The organism is Brachybacterium nesterenkovii (assembly GCF_900163655.1).
GTDB lineage: Bacteria > Actinomycetota > Actinomycetes > Actinomycetales > Dermabacteraceae > Brachybacterium > Brachybacterium nesterenkovii.
In genome coordinates, this window is the sequence record NZ_FWFG01000030.1 from 81,273 (window position 1) to 101,776 (window position 20,504).

The 20,504-nt window shown below is 73.7% G+C and carries 17 protein-coding genes; 11 read left to right on the plus strand and 6 right to left on the minus strand.

Features of this window, described 5'->3' with window-relative positions:
- Nucleotides 1-217: 217 nt before the first annotated feature.
- Nucleotides 218-2,674, minus strand: coding sequence for a DNA gyrase/topoisomerase IV subunit A (locus FM110_RS03590; protein WP_087102742.1), 2,457 nt, complete (start codon nt 2,672-2,674; stop codon nt 218-220).
- 109 nt (nt 2,675-2,783) lie between these two features.
- On the opposite strand from FM110_RS03590, the gene FM110_RS03595 reads away from it, so the two are divergent.
- Genes FM110_RS03595 through FM110_RS03605 form a run of 3 tightly spaced genes read left to right on the plus strand, consistent with a single transcriptional unit; the run spans nt 2,784 to nt 7,291 of the window.
- On the plus strand, nt 2,784-5,522 hold the full coding sequence (locus FM110_RS03595) for a GNAT family N-acetyltransferase (RefSeq protein ID WP_087102744.1): 2,739 nt from the start codon (nt 2,784-2,786) through the stop codon (nt 5,520-5,522).
- Complete coding sequence (locus FM110_RS03600; protein WP_087102746.1) at nt 5,519-6,097, plus strand: DUF5998 family protein; 579 nt, start codon at nt 5,519-5,521, stop codon at nt 6,095-6,097. The genes FM110_RS03595 and FM110_RS03600 overlap by 4 nt, the downstream gene beginning before the upstream one ends.
- A gap of 30 nt (nt 6,098-6,127) precedes the next feature.
- Entirely contained in the window at nt 6,128-7,291 is a 1,164-nt protein-coding gene (locus FM110_RS03605) for an alkaline phosphatase family protein (RefSeq protein ID WP_087102747.1), read from the plus strand.
- 121 nt (nt 7,292-7,412) lie between these two features.
- Here FM110_RS03605 and sepH read toward each other — a convergent pair whose 3' ends face one another.
- Nucleotides 7,413-8,669 carry a septation protein SepH gene (gene sepH / locus FM110_RS03610; RefSeq protein WP_087102749.1) on the minus strand — a complete coding sequence of 419 codons (1,257 nt, stop codon included), beginning with the start codon at nt 8,667-8,669 and terminating at the stop codon, nt 7,413-7,415.
- Nucleotides 8,670-8,895: 226 nt separating this feature from the next.
- On the opposite strand from sepH, the gene FM110_RS03615 reads away from it, so the two are divergent.
- Nucleotides 8,896-9,198, plus strand: a complete 303-nt coding sequence (locus tag FM110_RS03615) for a DUF4193 domain-containing protein (RefSeq protein WP_087102751.1) — start codon at nt 8,896-8,898, stop codon at nt 9,196-9,198.
- Between the two features lie 115 nt (nt 9,199-9,313).
- Here the strand turns inward: FM110_RS03615 and FM110_RS03620 are convergent, their stop codons facing one another.
- Nucleotides 9,314-9,772: a DUF3093 domain-containing protein gene (locus FM110_RS03620; RefSeq protein WP_087102753.1), complete on the minus strand. Its 459-nt coding sequence runs from the start codon at nt 9,770-9,772 to the stop codon at nt 9,314-9,316.
- A 52-nt stretch (nt 9,773-9,824) separates the two neighbouring features.
- On the opposite strand from FM110_RS03620, the gene dut reads away from it, so the two are divergent.
- From dut to FM110_RS03640, 4 genes are read left to right on the plus strand one after another with little or no spacing between them, the layout of a single operon-like run.
- Nucleotides 9,825-10,337 carry a dUTP diphosphatase gene (gene dut, locus FM110_RS03625; protein ID WP_087102754.1) on the plus strand — a complete coding sequence of 171 codons (513 nt, stop codon included), beginning with the start codon at nt 9,825-9,827 and terminating at the stop codon, nt 10,335-10,337.
- Between the two features lie 3 nt (nt 10,338-10,340).
- Nucleotides 10,341-11,075 (plus strand): DUF3710 domain-containing protein, encoded by a 735-nt coding sequence (locus tag FM110_RS03630; RefSeq protein ID WP_087102756.1) that lies wholly within the window; start codon nt 10,341-10,343, stop codon nt 11,073-11,075.
- Nucleotides 11,076-11,083: 8 nt separating this feature from the next.
- The gene (locus FM110_RS03635) at nt 11,084-11,485 is read left to right on the plus strand and encodes an OB-fold nucleic acid binding domain-containing protein (RefSeq protein WP_234991877.1); all 402 of its coding nucleotides are present in this window, start codon (nt 11,084-11,086) and stop codon (nt 11,483-11,485) included.
- Nucleotides 11,482-12,219, plus strand: coding sequence for a DUF3159 domain-containing protein (locus FM110_RS03640; RefSeq protein WP_087102757.1), 738 nt, complete (start codon nt 11,482-11,484; stop codon nt 12,217-12,219). The genes FM110_RS03635 and FM110_RS03640 overlap by 4 nt, the downstream gene beginning before the upstream one ends.
- Here FM110_RS03640 and FM110_RS03645 read toward each other — a convergent pair.
- Entirely contained in the window at nt 12,203-12,862 is a 660-nt protein-coding gene (locus FM110_RS03645; RefSeq protein ID WP_087102759.1) for a potassium channel family protein, read from the minus strand. The two genes, FM110_RS03640 and FM110_RS03645, sit on opposite strands and share 17 nt — an antisense overlap.
- Nucleotides 12,859-13,533 carry a potassium channel family protein gene (locus FM110_RS03650; RefSeq protein WP_087102761.1) on the minus strand — a complete coding sequence of 225 codons (675 nt, stop codon included), beginning with the start codon at nt 13,531-13,533 and terminating at the stop codon, nt 12,859-12,861. The genes FM110_RS03645 and FM110_RS03650 overlap by 4 nt, the downstream gene beginning before the upstream one ends.
- Nucleotides 13,534-13,622: 89 nt before the next feature.
- Between FM110_RS03650 and FM110_RS03655 the strand changes: the two genes are divergently transcribed.
- From FM110_RS03655 to FM110_RS03665, 3 genes are all read left to right on the plus strand, one after another.
- Nucleotides 13,623-15,626 carry an APC family permease gene (locus tag FM110_RS03655; RefSeq protein WP_087102783.1) on the plus strand — a complete coding sequence of 668 codons (2,004 nt, stop codon included), beginning with the start codon at nt 13,623-13,625 and terminating at the stop codon, nt 15,624-15,626.
- Nucleotides 15,627-15,631: 5 nt separating this feature from the next.
- Complete coding sequence (locus tag FM110_RS03660) at nt 15,632-16,954, plus strand: class I SAM-dependent RNA methyltransferase (RefSeq protein WP_234991878.1); 1,323 nt, start codon at nt 15,632-15,634, stop codon at nt 16,952-16,954.
- Nucleotides 16,955-17,092: 138 nt separating this feature from the next.
- Nucleotides 17,093-19,915, plus strand: a complete 2,823-nt coding sequence (locus FM110_RS03665; protein ID WP_087102764.1) for an aconitate hydratase — start codon at nt 17,093-17,095, stop codon at nt 19,913-19,915.
- Between the two features lie 147 nt (nt 19,916-20,062).
- Here the strand turns inward: FM110_RS03665 and FM110_RS14075 are convergent.
- Nucleotides 20,063-20,504: hypothetical protein (locus tag FM110_RS14075; protein ID WP_159457963.1), on the minus strand; the 442-nt coding region annotated here is incomplete at its 5' end.

Sequence of the window (20,504 nt, forward strand, 5' to 3'; positions counted from 1 at the left end):
GAGAGCGGCGGTCGACCCTGGTCGGCGAGTCCGGCTGTGCCCCGGGAGCTGCGGCGCGTCCGGCCGTGCTTCAAGAGTCAGGATGCGACGCAGAATGACGCTGAGATGAGTCGCATCATGTCCCTCGATGGCTCTCGGCAAGCGAATGGCGACGGGCGGCGGGCGAATGAGGCTGGGCGGCGCGGGCGGAAGGCGACCGGGGCCGGCCCCTCCAGCGTCAGCCGACGGCGGCGACGGGGACCGCCACGGGAGAGCCCGAGCCGTCCCGGCGCCCGACGGGCGCGGGCAGGTCGATCGGCTGACCGGCCCCCGAGCAGGCCCGGGCGGGGGAGGGCACCACCCAGGCGCCGATGAGGGTGTCCTCGCCGCGCAGGAAGCGGTGGCAGCGCACCCCGCCGGTCGCACGGCCCTTGGCCGGGTACTCGGTCAGCGCGGTGACCTTGAGGGAGCCCGTCTGCGTGGACGGCAGCGCGCCGGAGGCGCCGGCGATGGTCACGACCTCGGCCTCCCGCGTCACGTCGATCGCCGTGAACGCCTGCACATGCGCCCCGCTCGCGAGCTTGATGCCCGCGACGCCGCCCGCGGTGCGGCCTTGGGGCCGCACCCCGGAGGCCGGGAAGTGCAGCAGCTGGGCGTCGGAGGTGACGAACACGAGGTCGAGGTCCTGGTCGGTCTCGATGTCGACGCAGCCGACCACCTCGTCGTCGTCCTTGAGCGAGATGAGGTCGAAGCCGTCGGAGCGGGGGAAGTCCGGCGTCACGCGCTTGACCACGCCGTCGCGGGTGCCGAGCGCGAGGCCGCCGCCCCGCTCGAAGTCCGCGGACGCGGCGCGCACGATCGAGATGATCCGCTCGCCCTTCTCGAGGGTCACGAGGTCCTCGAGCCGGGCGCCGCCGGCGAGCGACGGCGGTCCGGCGGTCGGGGCGATCTGCGGCAGATCCACGACGCCCAGGTGCAGCAGACGCCCGCGGCTGGTCACGACGCCCACGGTCGAGCGGGCCGTCGTCAGGACATCGGCGACGATCACGTCATGGGCGCTGCGCCCGCCCTCGCGGACCACCGGATCCTCCCCGGCCAGGCGCGCGACCATCCCGGTGCCCGACAGCAGCACGCGGCAGGGCTCGTCGGCCACCTCGAGATCGGTGCGGGCCGCGGTCACCGGGACCGCGGAGGCCTCCAGCAGCACCGTGCGGCGCGGGGTGCCGTGCTCGGCGGCGACGCGGGCCAGCTCATCGGACACGAGGGCGCGCAGGGCCTCGTCCGAGCCGAGGATCTCCATCAGGCGCTCGATCTCCGCGCGCAGCTCGTCGCGCTCGCCCTCCAGCTCGATGCGGGAGAACTTCGTGAGGCGGCGCAGGCGCAGCTCGAGGATGTACTCGGCCTGCCGCTCGGACAGGTCGAACACCTGCTGCAGACGGGTGCGGGCGCTCTCGGCGTCGTCGCTGGAGCGGATGATCTGGATGACCTCGTCGATGTCGAGGATCGCGATGAGCAGGCCCTCGACCAGATGCAGACGGTCCTGCCGCTTGCCCAGGCGGTGCTCGGTGCGACGCCGCACCACCTCGAGGCGGTGCTTGACGAACACCTCGAGCAGCTGCTTGAGCCCCAACGTGCGCGGCTGGCCGTCGACCAGGGCCACGTTGTTGATGCCGAAGGACTCCTCCATCGGCGTGTGCTTGTACAGCTGCTCGAGCACGGCCTCGGGGTTGAAGCCGGACTTGACGGTCATCACCAGGCGCAGGCCGTGATGGCGGTCCGTGAGGTCCTGGTACTCGCTGATCCCCTGGACCTTCTTGGCCTGGACCGCGTCGCGCAGCTTCTCGGCGACGCGCTCGGGCCCGGCGAGGTAGGGCAGCTCGGTCACGACGATGCCCTTGCGCCGGCTGGTGATGTTCTCGATGCGGGTCGTGGCCCGGATCTTGAACGAGCCGCGGCCCGTCCGGTAGGCATCGCGGATGCCGTCGAGGCCGACGATCCGTCCGCCCGTGGGCAGGTCGGGACCGGGCACGAGGCGCATGAGGTCCTCGAGGCTCGCATCCGGGTGCGCGATGAGGTGGCGGGCCGCCGCGACGACCTCCACCAGGTTGTGCGGCGGCATGTTCGTGGCCATGCCCACGGCGATGCCGGACGCGCCGTTGACCAGCAGGTTCGGGTACTGCGCGGGCAGGACGGAGGGCTGCAGCAGCTGGTTGTCGTAGTTGGGGACCATGTCCACGACGTCCTCCTCGAGGGAGTCCGTCATGAGCGTGGCCGCCTTCGAGGGCCGGGCTTCGGTGTAGCGCGCGGCCGCGGGGCCGTTGTCGAGCGAGCCGAAGTTGCCGTGGCCGTCCACGAGCGGCAGGCGCATCGCGAAGTCCTGCGCCATGCGCACCAGGGCGTCGTAGATCGCCGTGTCGCCGTGCGGATGGAGCTTGCCCATCACCTCGCCGACCACGCGCTGGGACTTCACATGCCCGCGGTCGGGCCGCAGCCCCATGTCGTCCATCATGTAGAGGATGCGGCGCTGGACGGGCTTGAGGCCGTCGCGCGCGTCCGGGAGGGCGCGGGAGTAGATGACGGAGTACGCGTACTCGAGGAACGACGTCTCCATCTCGCTCGTCACGTCGACGTCGACGATCGTCCCGTCGACGTTCTCCTCCGGCCCCGTGGGCTCGGTGCTGGTCCTGCGTGCCATGGAATCCATCCTGCCCCATGCCTCCCCGGTTTCCGCGCAGGTGAGGGCGCAGAGAACCCGGTGCGACCAACACCATCCGCACCCGGCGCTCCCTGTGTAGGGTCGGCACATGGACGCACGGCGCGACGAGGTCCCGTACCCCGCCCACTGGGAGGCGGACATCGCCCTGCGCGACGGCAGCGCCGCCCACGTGCGGCCGATCCTGCCGCGGGACGCCGCGGCGCTGCAGGACCTGCACCGCGCCCAGTCCGACCAGTCGCGCTACTTCCGCTTCTTCGCGCCGATGCCGGAGCTGTCCGCCCGCGACCTCGAGCGCTTCACCCGCGTCGACCACGACGCACGCGCCGCGCTCGTGGTCCTGCAGGGGGAGCGCATCATCGCCGTCGGCCGCTACGACCGCGTCGAGCCGGGCGTCGCCGAGGTCGCGTTCTACGTCGCCGACGCCTTCCACGGCCGCGGCCTCGGATCGGTGCTGCTCGAGCACCTCGCCGCCGCGGCCCGCGAGCGCGGGATCCGCACCTTCATCGCCGAGGTCCTCCCGGCCAACCACAAGATGATCTCCGTCTTCGCCGACACCGGCTTCGAGGTGCGCCGCCGCTTCGACGACGGCGTTGTGCTCGTCGAGTTTGACATCGACCCCACCGAGCGCTCCGAGGCCGTGCGCGTCGAGCGCGAGCACCGCGCCGAGGCCCGCGCGATGGACGCCATGCTCACCCCGTCCTCCGTGCTCGTCGTCGGCGTCTCCTCGACCCGCGACAGCCCCGGCGGCCGCATCCTGCGGGCCCTCGAGGAGTCCGGCTTCTCCGGGCCGGTGCACGTCGTCACCCGCGACGCCTTCGAGGTCCGCGGGCACCGCGCCTTCTCCCGGATCTCCGACGTCCCCGGCCCGGTCGACCTCGCGGTCCTCGCCATCCGCCCCGCCGACTGCCTCGACGCCGTCGCCGCCTGCGCCGACATCGGCGTGCGCAGCCTCATGGTCCCCTCCGAGGGCTTCGCCGAATCGGGGGAGGAGGGCGCGCGCCTGCAGCGCGAGCTCGTCGCCCGCGCCCGCCTGCACGGCATGCGGCTGCTGGGCCCCGCCTCACTGGGCTTCCTGCGCACCGGCGACGACGCGATCAACGTGTCGCTGGCCCCGCGGCTCCCGCGCGCCGGCTCCACGGCGCTGGCCGGGCAGTCCAACGCGCTGGCCGCGATGGTCCTGGCCCAGGCCGACGACCGCGGCATCGGGATCGCCGAGTTCGTGGGATCCGGGCACCGCGCCGACGTGTCCGTCAACGACTGCCTGCAGCGCTGGGCGGAGGACGAGTCCGTCCGCTGCGTCGGGCTGGCCCTCGAATCCATGGGCAACCCCCGCAAGTTCATGCGCATCGCCCGCCGCGTGGCCCGCACCCGGCCCGTCGTCGTCCTGCGCCCGCCCGGGCTGGCGCCGACCGTCCCCCCGGGGCACGACGTCCGCGCGACGGTCCTGCCGCGCCGCGCCCTCGACCAGGTGCTGGACGCCGCCGGCGTGATCCGCACCCGCAGCGTCGACCACCTCGTGGACGTCGTCGAGATGATCGACCGCGAGGGCGTCCCGGCCGGGACCCGCGTGGGGCTCATCGCCAATTCCGCCGCCCTCGGCGCCTCCCTGCGCGGCGCCGCCGAGGACTTCGGCCTCGAGATCGCCGCCGAGAACCTCTCCATGCCGCTCACCGACGACCGGCGCATGCTCGTGCGCGCCCTCACCCGCATGGCCGCGCCCGGCGGCGTCGACGTGGTCGTCGTCGGCCTCATCGACTCCCTCACCACCGACCTCGAGGCGCTCGCCGTCGAGCTCGCCGCCGTCGCCCGCGGCAGCGACGTCCGCCTCGCCCTGTGCGTCGTCACCGACTCCCGGCGCTACGACGCCCTGCGCCGCACGATCCGCGAGGACCGCACCCTCCCGCCCGTGCACCCGACGCCGGCGCTCGCCGTCCGCGCCGTCGCCGGCTCCCTGGCCCACCTCGGCCGGGCGATCGACGAGGGCGAGCCCTGCGATCGCGAGGGCATCGACCGCGACGGGGCGGCCGCGCTCGTGGAGGACGCCCTCGGCGGCGGGCCCACCGCCGACCTGGACGCCGAGCAGTGCGCGCAGCTGCTGGCCTGCTACGGCCTCGACCTGCTCGATAGCCGCATCGTGGCCGATGCCGACGAGGCCGTCGCGGCGGCCAACGAGCTCGGCTTCCCCGTGGCGCTGAAGTCCACCGATCCCGTGCTGGCGCACCGGGCGGACCTCGGCGGGGTGCGTCTGGACATCGCGGACGCCCCGCAGCTGCGCGCCGCGTTCGCGGCCATGCGCGCCGAGCTGTCCTACTCCGACGCCCCGCTGCTGGTCCAGCCCATGGCCGCCCCAGGAGTGCCCGTCGTGCTCCGCTCCGTGGAGGACCCCTCCCTCGGACCCGTCGTGAGCTTCTCGCTGGCGGGCGACGTCGCCGACCTCCTGGGCGATGTCGCCTACGGCGTCCCGCCCTTCACCGAGGCCGGAGCCGCCCGCCTGGTGTCGCGCCCCGTCACGGCCGCCCGGCTGCAGGGAGGGGACGGGGTCCCGGCCGCGGACCTCGCCGCGCTGCGGGAGATCGTCGTGCGCGTGGGCCTCATGGCCGAGAACCTCCCAGAGATCGCGTCCCTCGAGCTGCACCCGGTGATCGTCGGCACGCGCGGAGCCGGGATCGTCGGTGCCCGCATCCGCCTGGCCCGCGCCCCCAACCGGGTCGACGGAGCCCGCCGCACCCTCCCGGGCGGTGCCCTGCCGCGCACTCCGGAGCCCGACCGAGGGCGCCGCTCCCGCGCGGGCGGGCACCGGGACGGGCGTGGCAGGATGGGCCGGTGACCGCTGTCCCCGTGCCCGATGCCCTCCGCGACGCGCTCCTGCGCGCCGGCTACTTCCCGCAGACCGCGCTCGCCTGCCTCGAGCGCTCCCTCCGCGGCGCCGGCGTGCGCGCTCACCTGGTGCGGCCCGAGACGACCTTCGACGGGGCCGAGGTGCGCCGCCACCTGACCGTCCTCGCGCTCACGGACCGGCATCTGCTCATCTCCCACATCGACGACGAGGGCGCCGACGAGCTCAACCCCAGCCAGGTGGTCGTGACGACCGAGCGCGTGCGCCTGTCGCGCGTCCACTCCGTCGGGCTCTCCCAGGTCTTCGACACCGACGGTGACACCGCGCAGCCCCGCGAGGCCGAGGCCACCCTCGGCATCACTTGGGGCGGATCGCGGCGCCTGGAGATCGAGCGCGGCTGGTGCGAGGACCCCGAGTGCCAGGCCGATCACGGCTGGACCGGCACCGTCGCCCCCTCCGACATCGCCCTGCGCATCAGCGCGCTCGCCGACGGGGCGGATGCGCTCGACGAGGCCCTCGCCTTCCACGCGGTGCTCTCCGACGCCGTCGACGAGCACGACGCATGACGGAGCTGTCGGCATGACGGAGGCCCGCGCATGACGGAGAGCTGCGGGAGGTCCGCGGACGCACCGGCGCCGCTCGCCTGGCCGTCGGGGCTCTGCGCCGCCCCCTACGCCGACGGTGCCGAGCCCGAGCTGCCGCGCCTCCTCGCCGGTCTGCTGGACCCCTCGCGCACGACCCCGGGCCGTGACGTCGTGGTCCTGCTCGACGGGGTGGGCGCCGAGCTGCTGGCCGACCACCTCTCCCTGGCGCCGACCCTGCGCGCCCTGCGGGATCGCACGCGCGCGATCCGCACCGTCGCCCCCACCACCACCGCGACCGCCATGACATCGCTCACCACCGGGGCCGCGCCGCTGCAGCACGGCACCCTCGGCTACACGGTGATCGACCCCGACCGGAGCGCCCCGCTGCAGCAGCTGACGGGAGACGCCGCCGTCGACCCGCGCCGCTGGATGCCGCTGGAGGGACTCGCCGCCGCCTCGCCCCGACGCTGCGTGCACGTCGGACCGGCGAAGCATGCGGCGTCCTTCCTGACCCGCGCCGCCTACTCCGGCTGGGAGTTCACCGGGCACCGCCGCCGCGACGAGCGCGTCGACGCGGTGCGCCTGGCCGTCCGGCGCGCCGGTTCCGACGGACTCGTGCTGGTCCACGTCGACGACGTCGACCACGCCGGGCACCGCCACGGCACCGACTCCGTGCCGTGGCGCGACGCGCTCGCCGAGGCCGACGCCATGATCGCCGCGCTCCTGCGGCGCCTGCCCGGCGGGACCCGCCTGCGCATCACCGCCGACCACGGGATGGTGGACACGGCCCCGACACGCACGATCGACCTCGCCCAGCACCCGGAGATCTCCCGGGAGCTGGCGATCGTCGCGGGGGAGTCCCGCTGCCTGATGCTCCGCACCCGCCCGGAGGCGGATCCGGGGGCCGTCGCCGACCGCGTGCGCGCGGTCGTGGAGGACCACGCGCTCGTGCTCGAGCGCGAGCAGATCCTCGCCTCGGGGCTGCTCGGGCCCGTCGGCTGCGAGATCCCCGAGCGCGTCGCGGGACGGATCCCGGACCTGGCGGTCCTCGCCCGCGGCCGCTGGATCATCACCGACACCGCGCACCGCCCGCCCCAGGCGCACCCCGAGGTGGGGGTCCACGGCTCCCTGACCCGGCGCGAGGCGCTCGTCCCGCTCATCGACACGATCATCTGAGGACGGATGCGCGACGGGCCCCGACCGCAGAGGTCGGGGCCCGTCGCGTGCTCCGCCGCAGCGGCTCGGCAGCGCAGTCTCAGTCGTGCAGGCCCAGCAGCGCAGTCTCAGCAGTGCAGGTTCAGTCGCGGTCCTTGGCGCCGAAGACGATCTCGTCCCAGCTGGGGATCGACGACCGCTTCGCAGAGCGGCGCTTGGTGCGCAGCGGCTTGGGCGCCGGGGACTCCGAGCCCTCGGCGGCGTCGAATCCGGGCAGGGGGGTGAGCTCGGTGGTGTCGACACGGCCCTCGGCGGGAGCCGGGGCGGCGGGGTCCTCCGCCCCTAGGCCCTCCGCCGCGGTGTCCGCCCCCGCGGAGGGGACGTCCTCATCGCCGTCGATCTCGGTGATCTGCTCGCCCTGTCCGCTCTCCAGCTCCGCAGGCTCCTCGAACGGCGCCTCCTGCTCGGGATCCGCGATCACCGCTTCGTCCGTCGCGGTGGCGTGCTCGCGCTCGGCGTCCTCATCGACATCCGCGCCCTCGGCCCCATCGTCATCGGACAGCGAGGACCAGACGGAGCCGGTGGGCTCGTCGTCCTCGGCGGGCGCGGGCTCCGAGGCGGCGGTGCGTGCGGGCACCGAGCGCAGACCGCGGCGCGCGTTGAGCGCATCGAGGTCGTCCTCGTCGATCGCGGCGGGATGCTCCTCGCGCGAGCTGCGCCGCGCGGGGGCATCGTCGTCGGCGGGAGCGGGATGCTGCACCCCGCCGTCGGCCTCGACGTCGTACACGCGGCCGCGGACCGCCGCGAGGCGCACCCGGGAGCGTGGTCCCTCGTCCGCCGCGGTGTCGTCGTCGGTCAGCCAGCGGGCCTCGTCGTCGACCGCGGTGACGCTCTGGCGGGACATGTCCACGGTCCAGTGGGCCTCGCGGGCGCGGCCGCCGGCCTCGAAGGCGAGCTCGATCGTCCAGGTGCCGTCGTCATTGCGCCAGGCGTCCCAGCGGCTGTGGTCGGAGGCGCGCCGCGCGCGCAGGCGCTGCATCGCGATCTCGCCGAGGGCGGGACCGCCGCCGCGCCCCACATGGAAGGTGCGGGCGCGCTCGGAGATGTACTCGCGCTCGGCGAGGACGGGCCCCTCGTAGCGCCGGACGTGCTCGACGCCGACGGCGGCGATCTGCGCGATCTCCTCGGCATCGCGGCCGGCGCGGAGCATCGCCTGGATCTCGCGGGGGCGCAGGGGCGTGTGCTCCGAGGCCTGGATCATCCCGAGGGCCGGGCGGTCGCGGCGGACCGCCGCCCGCAGGGCCTCGTCGATGCGCAGGGTGTACTGCTCACCGTCGGAGTCGGTCATGACGACGTGGTCGCCGTCGTCGTGGATCCCGTCGAGCTGCAGCTCTCGCATCGTCGTCCTCTCATGGGCGCCTTGGGGGCACGTACGACGATCATAACGGCCCGTGGCGGGCGACCGGACCGACCGGATGCGCGAGTCGTTTGCGGACGTCAGGGGCCGGTGCAATAATCTCCGCGCATCCGGCGTTGCGGGGAGTGCCGCCAGGCCCCGAGCACGAGCAGGACAGCCCACGGAGCGGTCGGCAGATCGCCCACCCCACGACCAGAACGGACCGCAGATGGCCACGGATTACGACGCCCCCCGCAAGAACGACGAGGAGATGGGCGAGGACTCGCTCGAGGAGCTCAAGGGGCGCCGCAACGAGGCCCAGGCTCCCGCCGTCGACGAGGACGAGGCCGAGTCCGCCGACAGCTACGAGCTCCCGGGCGCCGACCTCTCCGGCGAGGAGCTCTCCGTCCGCGTCCTGCCCCGCCAGGCCGATGAGTTCACCTGCGGCTCGTGCTTCCTGGTCAAGCACCGCAGCCAGATCGACCACGTCGAGGGCAAGCTCATCATCTGCAAGGAGTGCGCCGCGGCCTGATCGCCGCGCAGAGCCCGAGCACGACGAGGGGCGCCCCCGGATCATCCGGGGCGCCCCTCGTCGTGTGCGCGGGTGCAAGCGGTGCGGAAGGACGCGCAGTCCGGTGCGCGGCGGGTCAGGCGCGGCGCGCGGCGTCGAGCGCGAGGGCCAGCTGCTCTGGTCGGCGGGAGGCGATCACCCACGCCGGCGCGGGATCCTCGGGATCGAGGACGGGCACGCGGACGCCGCCGTGCATCCAGCCCCGGGTGCAGTGGTAGGCGAGCGGCTCGAAGTCCTGGCCCATCGCCAGCTCCCAGGCCTCGCGATCCAGGACCTCGGGCGCGCCCAGCAGCGCCGGGTCGATCGACGCCGGTCCCGCCCGCAGCTCGGACCGGGCGACGACGACCTCGGGGGAGAGGAGGACGACGCCGACGGCGGCGGCCACGGCCAGCACGACGGCCACCACGACGGCGGCGATGAGCGAGAGGGGGACGAGGATCACCCCGAAGACGGCCCCGAGCGCGGCGGCGACGAGCACGACGGGGGCGGACGGGCTCAGGCGCTCGCGCAGGAGGACGGGGTCGGCAGCGGACATGGCCGCATGCTCTCACGGCGGACTGCGAGGAGGCGTCGGTACCCTGGACCGCATGCCAGCCACCGCATCCGCCGCCGACGGCCCCTCCGCCGCGCCGTCGGCGCCGATCCTGCCCGTCGTCCTCTCCGGCGGCGCCGTCCTCCCGACCCGCGCCCACGACACCGACGCCGGCCATGACCTCTGCGCCGCGACGGACCTCGAGATCCCGCCCCTGGGCCGGGCGCTCGTGCCCACCGGCGTCTCCCTCGCGGTGCCCGCGGGCACCGTCGGCATGGTGTGCCCGCGCTCGGGCCTCGCGGTGCGCCACGGCATCACCGTCCTCAACGGCCCCGGTATCGTGGACGCCGGCTACCGCGGCGAGATCCGGGTGCCGCTGCACAACACGGACCCCGAGCAGGCCTTCGCGATCCGGGCCGGCGACCGCATCGCCCAGCTCGTGATCGTCCCGTTCCTGGCCCCGGTGCTCCAGCAGGTCGACGAGCTCGACGACACCGCGCGGGCGGGGGCCGGCTTCGGCTCCAGCGGCGGGTTCGGTCCGGGCCCGGTCATCGAAGAAGAGGTGTGAGAGGTGGGACTGTTCTCCCGCAGCAAGCGCGGCGCGAGCGCCGCGACCGAGCCCGAGTCCGCGGACTCCGCGACGACCGCGAAGACGGCGGGCGGCGCGCCGGAGCCTGATCGCGCCGACGCCCCCGCGCCCCCGGAGCATGCCGGGCCCTACGACGTGGCCGACGCCCCGGACGAGGACCGCATCGACCTCAGCGGGCTGCAGGTCCCGATGGTCGACGGCATGGAGCTGCGCCTCGAGATGGACCAGCGCACCCGCGCCGTCACCGGCGCCAACCTCGTGCTCGACGGCTCCTCGCTGCAGCTGCAGGCCTTCGCCGCCCCGAAGTCCCGCTCGCTGTGGGACGAGGTGCGAGCCTCCCTGCGCGAGTCCGTGTCCTCCCAGGGCGGCACGGCCGAGACGCGCGAGGGCCGCTTCGGCACCGAGCTCGTGTGCCGCATGCCCGTCAAGCGCGCCGACGGCCGCACCGGCTACCGCCCCGTGCGCTTCCTCGGCGTCGACGGCCGGCGCTGGTTCCTGCGCGCGATCCTGTCCGGACCCGCCGTCTCCGACGCCGAGGCCGCCGCCCGCTTCGAGGACATCCTCGCGCGCGTGGTCGTCGTGCGCGGCGCCGAGGCGATGGCGCCCCAGGAGCTGATCCCGCTCACCCTGCCCGGCCAGCGCCCCGGGCTCGTGCCCGCGAGCGACAACCCGCTCGACCCCCTGGCGCGCGGCCCCGAGATCACCGAGATCGGCTGAGCCCCGGGATGCCGCGAGACCCCGAGCGGTCCGTCACCGCCCGGCTGCGCCGCCTCCTGGCACCGGACGACGAGATCGACGCCGCCAGCACCCGCGCCGCCTCCGAGAAGGCGGGGTGCGACACCATCTGCGCGATCACGGACCGCAGGAAGGTGAGCCTGCGCGGCTACGTCTCCTCGATGGTCCTGCACCCCTCGAGCGCTCCCGACACCGTCGAGGCGGATCTGTTCGACGGCACCGGCACGATCACGCTGATCTGGCTCGGGCGGCGGAAGATCGCCGGGGTGCGGCCGGGCACGCGCCTGGCCGTCACCGGCTTCGCCGCGCACCGCGGCGCCCGCCGCGTCATGTACAACCCTCGCTACGAGCTCGTGGGGGAGATCGACGAGGAGAGCGAGGAGCAGGGATGAGCGAGCAGGGGAGCGCCCCGCGGGGCACCCACCGCGCCTCCAGCAGACGCGGCGCGCTGGGCACCGGCGCCCGCCCGGCGAGCGGGATGGGCGCGGTGCTGCAGGAGAGCGAGTTCTCCGCGGCCGACGCGATCGGCGGATGGCGCGGCGCGATCGAGTCCGTCGTCCCGACGCTGCTGTTCGTCGTGCTGTTCATGGCGACCCGCTCGATTGCCATCGCCGGCGTCGCCGCGGTCGCGGCGTGCGCGATCGCCGTGATCGTCCGGCTCGCCCAGCGCCAGAGCGTCGGCAGCGCCGTGGGCGGGCTCCTCGGCGTGGGCATCGGCGCGGTGTGGGCCGTGCGCTCCGGCTCCGGGACCGACTTCTACCTGCCCGGCATCCTCACCAACGCGGCGACCCTCGCGATCGTGCTGATCTCGATCCTCGCGCGCCGTCCGCTCGTCGGCTTCATCGCGGCGCTGTTCGACCCGCGCGTGGCCGACTGGGCCGAGGACCCCGATGCCCGCCGCACCTACACGCGCGCCACCTGGCTGCTCGTCGCCCTCTACGGCGCCAAGACCCTCGCCCAGAGCGTGCTGTTCCTCGCCGGTGCCGTCGCGGCCCTCGGCGTCGTGAAGCTCGCGATGGGCCTGCCGCTGTTCGCGCTCGTCGTGTGGATCATCTGGAGCATGCACCGGGCGCTCCTGCACCGCCGTGCCGCCGCGGGCGAGACGGAGCTCAGTCCGGCAGGATGAGCGCCTGGATGGCCCCGAGCTGATCGGCGCCCGCGAGCAGCAGCAGCTCGTCGCCGACCTCGACGGCGTCGTGCGGGGTGGGGGCCAGCGGGTGCCCGTCGCGGATCACGCCCACCAGCACGCAGCCGCCAGGCCAGCGCAGGGAGCCGATCGTGCGGCCCACCGTCGGGCTCTCCTCCGGCACCGTGATCTCGACCATCTCCGTCGCCGATCCCGCGAACGAGAAGATCGTGACCACGCGCCCCACGGAGACGGCCTCCTCGACGAGGGCCGTCATGATGCGGGGTGTCGAGACGGCCACGTCCACGCCCCAGGAGTCGTCGAACATCCACTCGTTGGAGGGGTGGGACACGCGCGCGACCGTCCGCGGCACGCCGTACTCGGTCTTGGCCAGCAGGCTCACCACCAGGTTCACCTTGTCGTCACCGGTCGCGGCCACCATCACCTCGGCGCTCTCGATGCCGGTCTCCGCCAGCACGCCGAGCTCGCAGGCATCCCCGTGGACCCACCGGGCGCCCGGCACCGTGGCGCGGCGCTCGGCCGAGGCGTTGCGGTCCACCAGCACGATCTCGTGCCCCTTGGAGAGCAGATCGGTCGCGATCGAGCGGCCCACGCCGCCCGCGCCGATGATGACGACCCTCATGCCTGCTCCTCCCGGGCGTCGCGGGCGTGCGCGAGCATCGACTCGACGCGCTCGAGCTCCTCGGTCCGCACCATGAGGTGCAGCCGGTCCCCGTCCTGCAGCCGCGTCGTCGGCGCCGGGAGGATGCCCTCGCCCAGGCGCGTCAGGTAGGCGGCGCGCCCGCCGGTGGCCTTCTCGATCTCCGCCAGCGGTGCGCCGATCCAGGAGCGGTCCGGGGCCGCGGCGATCATCGTGATGGCGCCGGAGACGTCGCGATGCTCATGCGTCGTGCGTCCCGGGAGGATCCGGCTCATCATCTGGTCCGCGGTCCAGCGCACCGTCGCGACGGTCGCGATGCCCAGGCGCTCGTAGACCTCCGCGCGGCGCGGATCGTAGATGCGGGCCACGACCGTGCGCACCCCGAAGCTCTCGCGCGCGGTGCGGGCGGCGATGATGTTCGTGTTGTCGCCGGGGGAGACGGCCGCGAAGGCCACGGCGCGCCGGATCCCGGCCTCCTCGAGCGTCGCGCGGTCGAAGCCCACGCCGGCGACGCACTGCCCGGGGAAGTCGGTGCCCAGGCGGGCGAACGCGGCCGGGTCCTGGTCGATCACGGCCACCGAATGGCCCATGTCGACGGTGCGCCGGGCGATGGTGGAGCCCACACGACCGCACCCCATGACGACGACGTGCACGGACCCTCCTGCTGCCTGGTGTGCCCGCCGGTCGACGGGGCGCCCCCACTGTATCGGCGCAGCGCCGCGCGGGCCGTACCCTGGTGCTCGTGCCAGCGCTCCTCTCCGCGATCAAACGGCTCGTCGTCGGGCGCGCCTTCGCCTCCGAGCGCCTCGCGCGCGAGCGCCTGCCGATCCGTCTGGCCCTGCCCACCTTCGCCGCGGACACCCTGAGCTCCATCGCCTACGCCCCCGACGAGATCCTCCTAACGCTCGCCGTGGCCGGCGCCGCCTCCGTGACCCTGAGCCCCTGGGTGGGGCTCGCGGTCGTCGCGATCATGACCGCCGTCGTCATCACCAACCGGGTGATCGTGCGCGAGTACCCCTCCGGCGGCGGCGACTTCGAGGTGGTCGAGAAGAACCTGGGGCCCGCGGCCGGGCGCTTCGTCGGCTCGGCCCTGCTGGTCGACTACGTCCTGACGGTCGCCGTCTCCATCTCGCAGGCCGCCCGCTACGCCTCGGGGGCCCTGCCGCCGCTGCACGGCCACGAGACGGCGCTCGCGGCGGGACTCATCGTCCTGCTCGCCCTGGTGAACTTGCGCGGCGTGCACACCTCCGGAGCGGCCATCGCCGTCCCCGTGTACCTGTTCATGGCCCTCATCGGCCTGACCGTGCTGGTCGGCGCCGTCGAGGCCCTCACCGGGACGCTGGGCCGCGCGCCGAGCGCGGACATGGACCTCGTCGTGTCCCCGGCCTTCGACCAGGGGCTCACCGCGCTCGGCGCGTTCCTGCTGGTGCTGCGGGCGTTCTCGAGCGGCTGCGCGGCACTCACCGGCGTGCAGGCGATCGGCAACGGCGTGCCCTCGTTCCGGGCCCCCAAGGCGCGCAATGCGGGGATCACCCTCCTGCTGCTCGGCGCCGTCTCCTCCGCGATGCTGATGGGGGTGCTCGTCCTGGCTCGCCTGACCGGCGTGCGCTTCGTGGAGACCCCGAGCGCCCAGCTCAGCCTCGACGGGGCGCCCGTCACGGGCTACCAGCAACTCCCCGTGATCGGCCAGATCGCCCAGGCCGTCTATTCGCCGGGCTCGTTCATGTTCTACGCGGTGACGATCGTGACCGCGATCGTGCTCCAGCTCGCCGCCAACACCGCCTTCCACGGCTTCCCGAACCTCTCGAGCGCCCTGGCGCGCGCCGACAACCTGCCCCACCGCCTCCGCCTGCGCGGCGACCGCCTCGCCTACTCCAACGGCATCCTCGTGCTGACGGTCCTCGCGGTCGCGCTCGTGGTCGCGACCGACGCGGACGTGACCGCGCTCGTGCAGATGTACATCGTCGGCGTGTTCGTCTCCTTCGCCCTCAGCCGCCTGGGGATGATCCGCCACTTCACGCGCCGCCTGCGGGTCGAGACCAGCTCGCGGGGGCGGCGCGCCATCGTGATCGACCGCGCCGTGAGCGCGATCGGCTTCGTGCTCGTCCTCGTGGTCCTCATCGTGGTCCTGGTCACCAAACTCGCGCACGGCGCATGGGCGGCCGTCCTGGCCATGGCGGTGCTGTGGCTGCTGATGACCCTGTCGCACCGCCACTACCGCCAGGTCGAGCGCGAGCTCTCGCTCGACGAAGATCCGGGCAGCGGCGTCGCGCTGCCCTCGCGCTCCCACGCGATCGTGCTGGTCTCCAAGCTCGACCGCCCGACGCTGCGCGCGCTCTCCGTCGCGGCCTCGGCCCGGCACACGACGCTCGAAGCGCTCACGGTCGACGATCAGGAGTCCCGGGTCAGCGATCTCCTCGAGCACTGGCGCGACCTCGACGTCCAGGTGCCGCTGCGGATCGTGCACTCGCCCTACCGCCTCTCGGTGCCGCCGATCGTCGCGCATGTGAGCGCGCTCGCACGCCGCAACCCGCGGGACGTCGTGGTCGTCTACGTCCCCGAGATCCTGGTGGGACACTGGTGGGAGTGGATGCTCCACAACCACTCCGCGCGCCGTCTGCGCGCTCGGCTCTCGGTCCTGCCCCGGGTCGTCGTCTCGACGATCCCGTGGCGGCTCGGCGCCGCGCAGGACGACGCCGCTGCTCCCCGCGCCGCGGTCGTCCCGCCGGCGCACGACGGAAGGTGAAAGCCGTGGCCGCCCCCCACGCCGACGACGCGCCCGCCCCTGCGGGCAGGATGATCACGCTCACCTGTGACCGCCCCGCCGCGGGCGGGACCTTCGTGGCGCGCCATGAGGGCCGCGTGGTGTTCGTGCGCGGCTCCGCCCCCGCGGAGACCGTCATCGCCCGTCTGGTGGAGGACCCCCAGGAGGCGGCGAAGGCCCGGTTCTGGCGGGCCGAGGCCGTCGAGGTCCTCGAGCCCAGCACCGACCGCGTCCCGACGGTCTGGCCCGAGGCCGGGACCGACGGCGTGGGCGGGGCCGACTGGGCGCACATCGCCCTGCCGGCGCAGCGGCGCATCGCGACCGAGGTGCTGCAGGAGCTGCTGAGCCGCGCGAAGGTCACGACCTTCCCTCCCGAGGACGCGCAGGTCGAGCCGGCTCCGGGGGATCGCGACGGACTCGGCTGGCGCACTCGCGTGCGCTACGCCGTCGACGCCGCGGGCCGCGTGGGCATGCGCGGCTGGCGCTCGCACGACGTGCGGCCGGTGGGGAGCGACCCCCTCGCGGTGCGGGCGATCTCCGAGCTGGACCTGCCCTCGTGGACGCCCCCGCGGGGCACCGAGGCGCTCGACGTGATCGCCCCTTCCGACGGCCCGGTCGCCGTCGTCATCATCGGCCGGGACCTGGATCCGGCCGCGCTCGAGCTGCCTGCGCGCCTGGACGGCGTCGATGTCAGCGTGCAGAACTCCTCCGGGCTGCATCCCGTGCGCGGCGACGGCACGGTGCGCGAGAAGGTGGGGGAGCGGAGCTTCGTCGTCGCCCAGACCGGGTTCTGGCAGAGCCATCGCCTCGCGGCCGAGCTGCTGGCCGAGGTGGTCGCCGCCGACCTCGGCGTCCGCGAGGGCGACACGGTGTGGGACCTCTACGGCGGGGTGGGCCTCTTCGCGGCCGGTGCGGCGCGCGCGGCCGGTGCCGCCGGCTCCGTCGTCTCCGTCGAGGGCGGGACGCGCGCCACCGCGCTCGCGACCCGGAACCTCGGCGACCTCCCGGGGGCGCGGGCCGAGAACGGCGACTGCACCCAGTGGGTCAAGCGGGCGATCACGAGCGGCGCCCGGCCCAACCGCGTCGTCCTGGACCCGCCGCGCGCCGGTGCGGGAGCAGAGCTCATGCGCCTGCTGTGCGAAGCCGTGGGCGAGCGCATCGTCTACGTCTCGTGCGAGCCCTCGACCCTGGCCCGCGACCTCGCCGCAGCGGAGGCCGCGGGATGGCGCGTCGCGGACCTGCGGGCCGTAGACCTGTTCCCGCACACCCATCACATCGAGTCGATCGCGGTGCTCGAGCGCACCGCATGATAGATTTGCCTTGACGTCAAGGAATCCTCGTCGGGTCGCCCCGCGGAGCGGTTCCGACGCCGACGTCACGGCTCCGGACGGCACCGCCCCGCCGCCCACCTGAGAGAGCACACGCCCCGACCCGAGGAGAACCACCCCGTGAGCACGGTCAACTCGTTCGATGCCCGGGAGACGCTCGACGTCTCCGGCCAGGCCTACGAGATCTACGGCATCGACGCCATCGAGGGCCATTCGACGCTGCCCTACAGCCTGAAGATCCTGCTGGAGAACCTGTTGCGGACCGAGGACGGCGCGAACATCACCGCCGACCACATCCGCGCCCTCGGCTCCTGGGACCCGGCCGCCGAGCCGTCCACCGAGATCCAGTTCACCCCCGCCCGCGTCATCATGCAGGACTTCACGGGCGTCCCCTGCGTCGTCGACCTCGCCACCATGCGCGAGGCCGTCGCCGAGCTCGGCGGCGACCCCTCCGCGATCAACCCGCTGGCCCCGGCCGAGATGGTCATCGACCACTCCGTGATGATCGACGTCGCGGGCCGCCTCGACGCGCTCGAGCGCAACATGGAGCTCGAGTACGAGCGCAACCGCGAGCGCTACCAGTTCCTCCGCTGGGGCCAGACCGCCTTCGACGACTTCAAGGTCGTGCCCCCGGGCACGGGCATCGTCCACCAGGTCAACATCGAGTACCTCGCCCGCACCGTGATGACCCGCGAGGCCGAGACCGACGGGACGACGGTGCTGCGGGCCTACCCGGACTCGTGCGTCGGCACCGACTCGCACACCACGATGGTCAACGGCCTGGGCGTGCTCGGCTGGGGCGTCGGCGGCATCGAGGCCGAGGCCGCGATGCTCGGCCAGCCCGTCTCGATGCTCATCCCGCGCGTCGTCGGCTTCAAGCTGACCGGCGAGATACCGGCCGCCGCGACCGCCACCGACGTGGTCCTCACGATCACCGAGATGCTCCGCCAGCACGGCGTCGTGGGCAAGTTCGTCGAGTTCTACGGCGAGGGCGTGAGCCAGGTGCCGCTCGCCAACCGCGCCACGATCGGCAACATGAGCCCCGAGTTCGGCTCCACCTGCGCGATCTTCCCGATCGACGACGTGACCATCGACTACCTGCGCCTGACCGGCCGCGACGAGGAGCAGCTCGCGCTCGTCGAGGCCTACGCCAAGCGCCAGGGCCTGTGGCACGACCCCTCCTCCGAGGCGCAGTACTCCGAGTACCTCGAGCTGGACCTGTCGACGGTCGTCCCCTCGATCGCCGGCCCGAAGCGCCCGCAGGACCGCATCGTCCTGACCGAGGCCAAGCAGAGCTTCCGCGAGGTCCTGCCCGCGTACGCCGCCGACGAGGACGCCGTCGCCGATGACGCCGCGATCCCCGCGGAGGAGGGCTCCTTCCCGGCCTCCGACCCGGCCGCGCCGGATTCCGACAACTCCTCGGGCGGCGAGGCCCCCGTCGAGATGCCGGCGGCCACCCGCGCCGTCGTGGGGCGCGCGTCCAAGCCCACGCCCGTCGCGGGCGCGGACTACACGATCGACCACGGCATCGTCTCGATCGCCTCGATCACCTCGTGCACCAACACCTCCAACCCCTCGGTGATGATGGCCGCGGGCCTGCTGGCCAAGAACGCCGTGGCCAAGGGCCTGAAGGCCAAGCCGTGGGTGAAGACCTCGCTGGCCCCGGGCTCGCAGGTCGTCACCGGGTACTACGAGAAGGCCGGTCTGACCGAGTCTCTCAACGAGCTCGGCTTCCAGCTGGTGGGCTACGGCTGCACCACCTGCATCGGCAACTCCGGCCCGCTGGCCCCGGAGATCTCCGAGGCGATCGCGCAGAACGATCTCGCGGTCACCGCGGTGCTCTCGGGCAACCGCAATTTCGAGGGCCGCATCAACCCCGACGTGAAGATGAACTACCTGGCCTCCCCGCCGCTGGTCATCGCCTACGCGCTCGCGGGCACAATGGACTTCGACTTCGAGAACGACGCCCTGGGCCAGGACCAGGACGGCGACGACGTGTTCCTGAGGGACATCTGGCCCACCCCGGCCGAGGTCGAGGACACCATCGGCCGCTCCATCTCCCAGGAGATGTTCAAGGCCGACTACGCCGACGTGTTCCGCGGCGACGAGCGCTGGCAGGGGCTCGACACCCCCGAGGGCGCGACCTTCGCGTGGGACGAGGAGTCCACCTACGTGCGCAAGCCCCCGTACTTCGAGGGCATGCAGGCCCAGCCCACCCCCGTGGAGGACATCGCCGGGGCGCGCGTCCTGGCCAAGCTCGGCGACTCGACCACCACCGACCACATCTCGCCCGCGGGCTCGATCAAGGCGGACTCCCCGGCGGGCCGCTACCTGCGCGAGCACGGCGTCGAGCGCAAGGACTTCAACTCCTACGGCTCGCGCCGCGGCAACCACGAGGTGATGATCCGCGGCACGTTCGCGAACATCCGCATCCGCAACCAGCTGCTCGACGGCGTCGAGGGCGGGTACACGAAGAACTTCCTGACCGGCGAGCAGGAGTTCATCTACGACGCGGCCCAGGCGTACGCCGCCCAGGACATCCCGCTCGTGGTCCTCGCCGGCAAGGAGTACGGCACCGGCTCCTCGCGCGACTGGGCCGCCAAGGGCACCAAGCTGCTGGGCGTCAAGGCCGTCATCGCCGAGAGCTACGAGCGCATCCACCGCTCCAACCTCATCGGCATGGGCGTGCTGCCGCTGCAGTACCCGGCGGGCCAGAACGCCGAGTCGCTGGGGCTCACGGGCGAGGAGACCTTCTCCGTCGAGGGCGTCACCGCGCTCAACGAGGGCACCACCCCGAAGACCGTGCGCGTGACGGCCGAGCGCGAGGGCGCCGAGCCCATCGTGTTCGACGCGGTCGTGCGCATCGACACCCCCGGCGAGGCGGACTACTTCCGCCACGGCGGCATCCTGCAGTACGTGCTGCGCTCGCTCGTGAAGAGCTGATCCGGCGCACGGCGCACGGCACAGGGCGAGGGCCTGCCTCCCGGAGACGATCCGGGAGGCAGGCCCCTCGCCCTTCGCGGGTCCATGCGCGGGTCTGGGGCGTGCCGCGGGCCAGGGGCGTCCTGGGGATCAGGGGCGCGCCGCGGATCAGGCGCCCGTGCCCGCCTCCGCCGCCGGAGCGACACCGGACTGTGATCCGGAGCGCAGGAAACCGACGACGACGGGGACGAGGCCAGCGGCGACGGCTCCGGAGATGATCTTGTCCGGGATGGAGATCGTCAGGTTCCGCAGGAACAGGACCACGAGCTCCGAGTGCCACGAGTCGGCGAGCATGTTCGGCAGCAGCTCGCTCGGGTGCCCGGTGGATCCGTGCAGCAGGAAGCGGAGGATCGGGGCCGCGACGACCGAGCAGGCCAGTCCCGCGGCGGCATGCAGGGCGATCCAGGCGGTCACGGAGCTGCGGTCTCGGATCAGGCGCGCGCCGTACCCCCAGACCAGGGCCCCGGCGATGGACACGAGCGCGAAGGCCGGGGCCGAGGCGGGCGAGCTGGCGGTCGGTGAGGTTCTCGGCGCCGGCGCGCAGGATGGT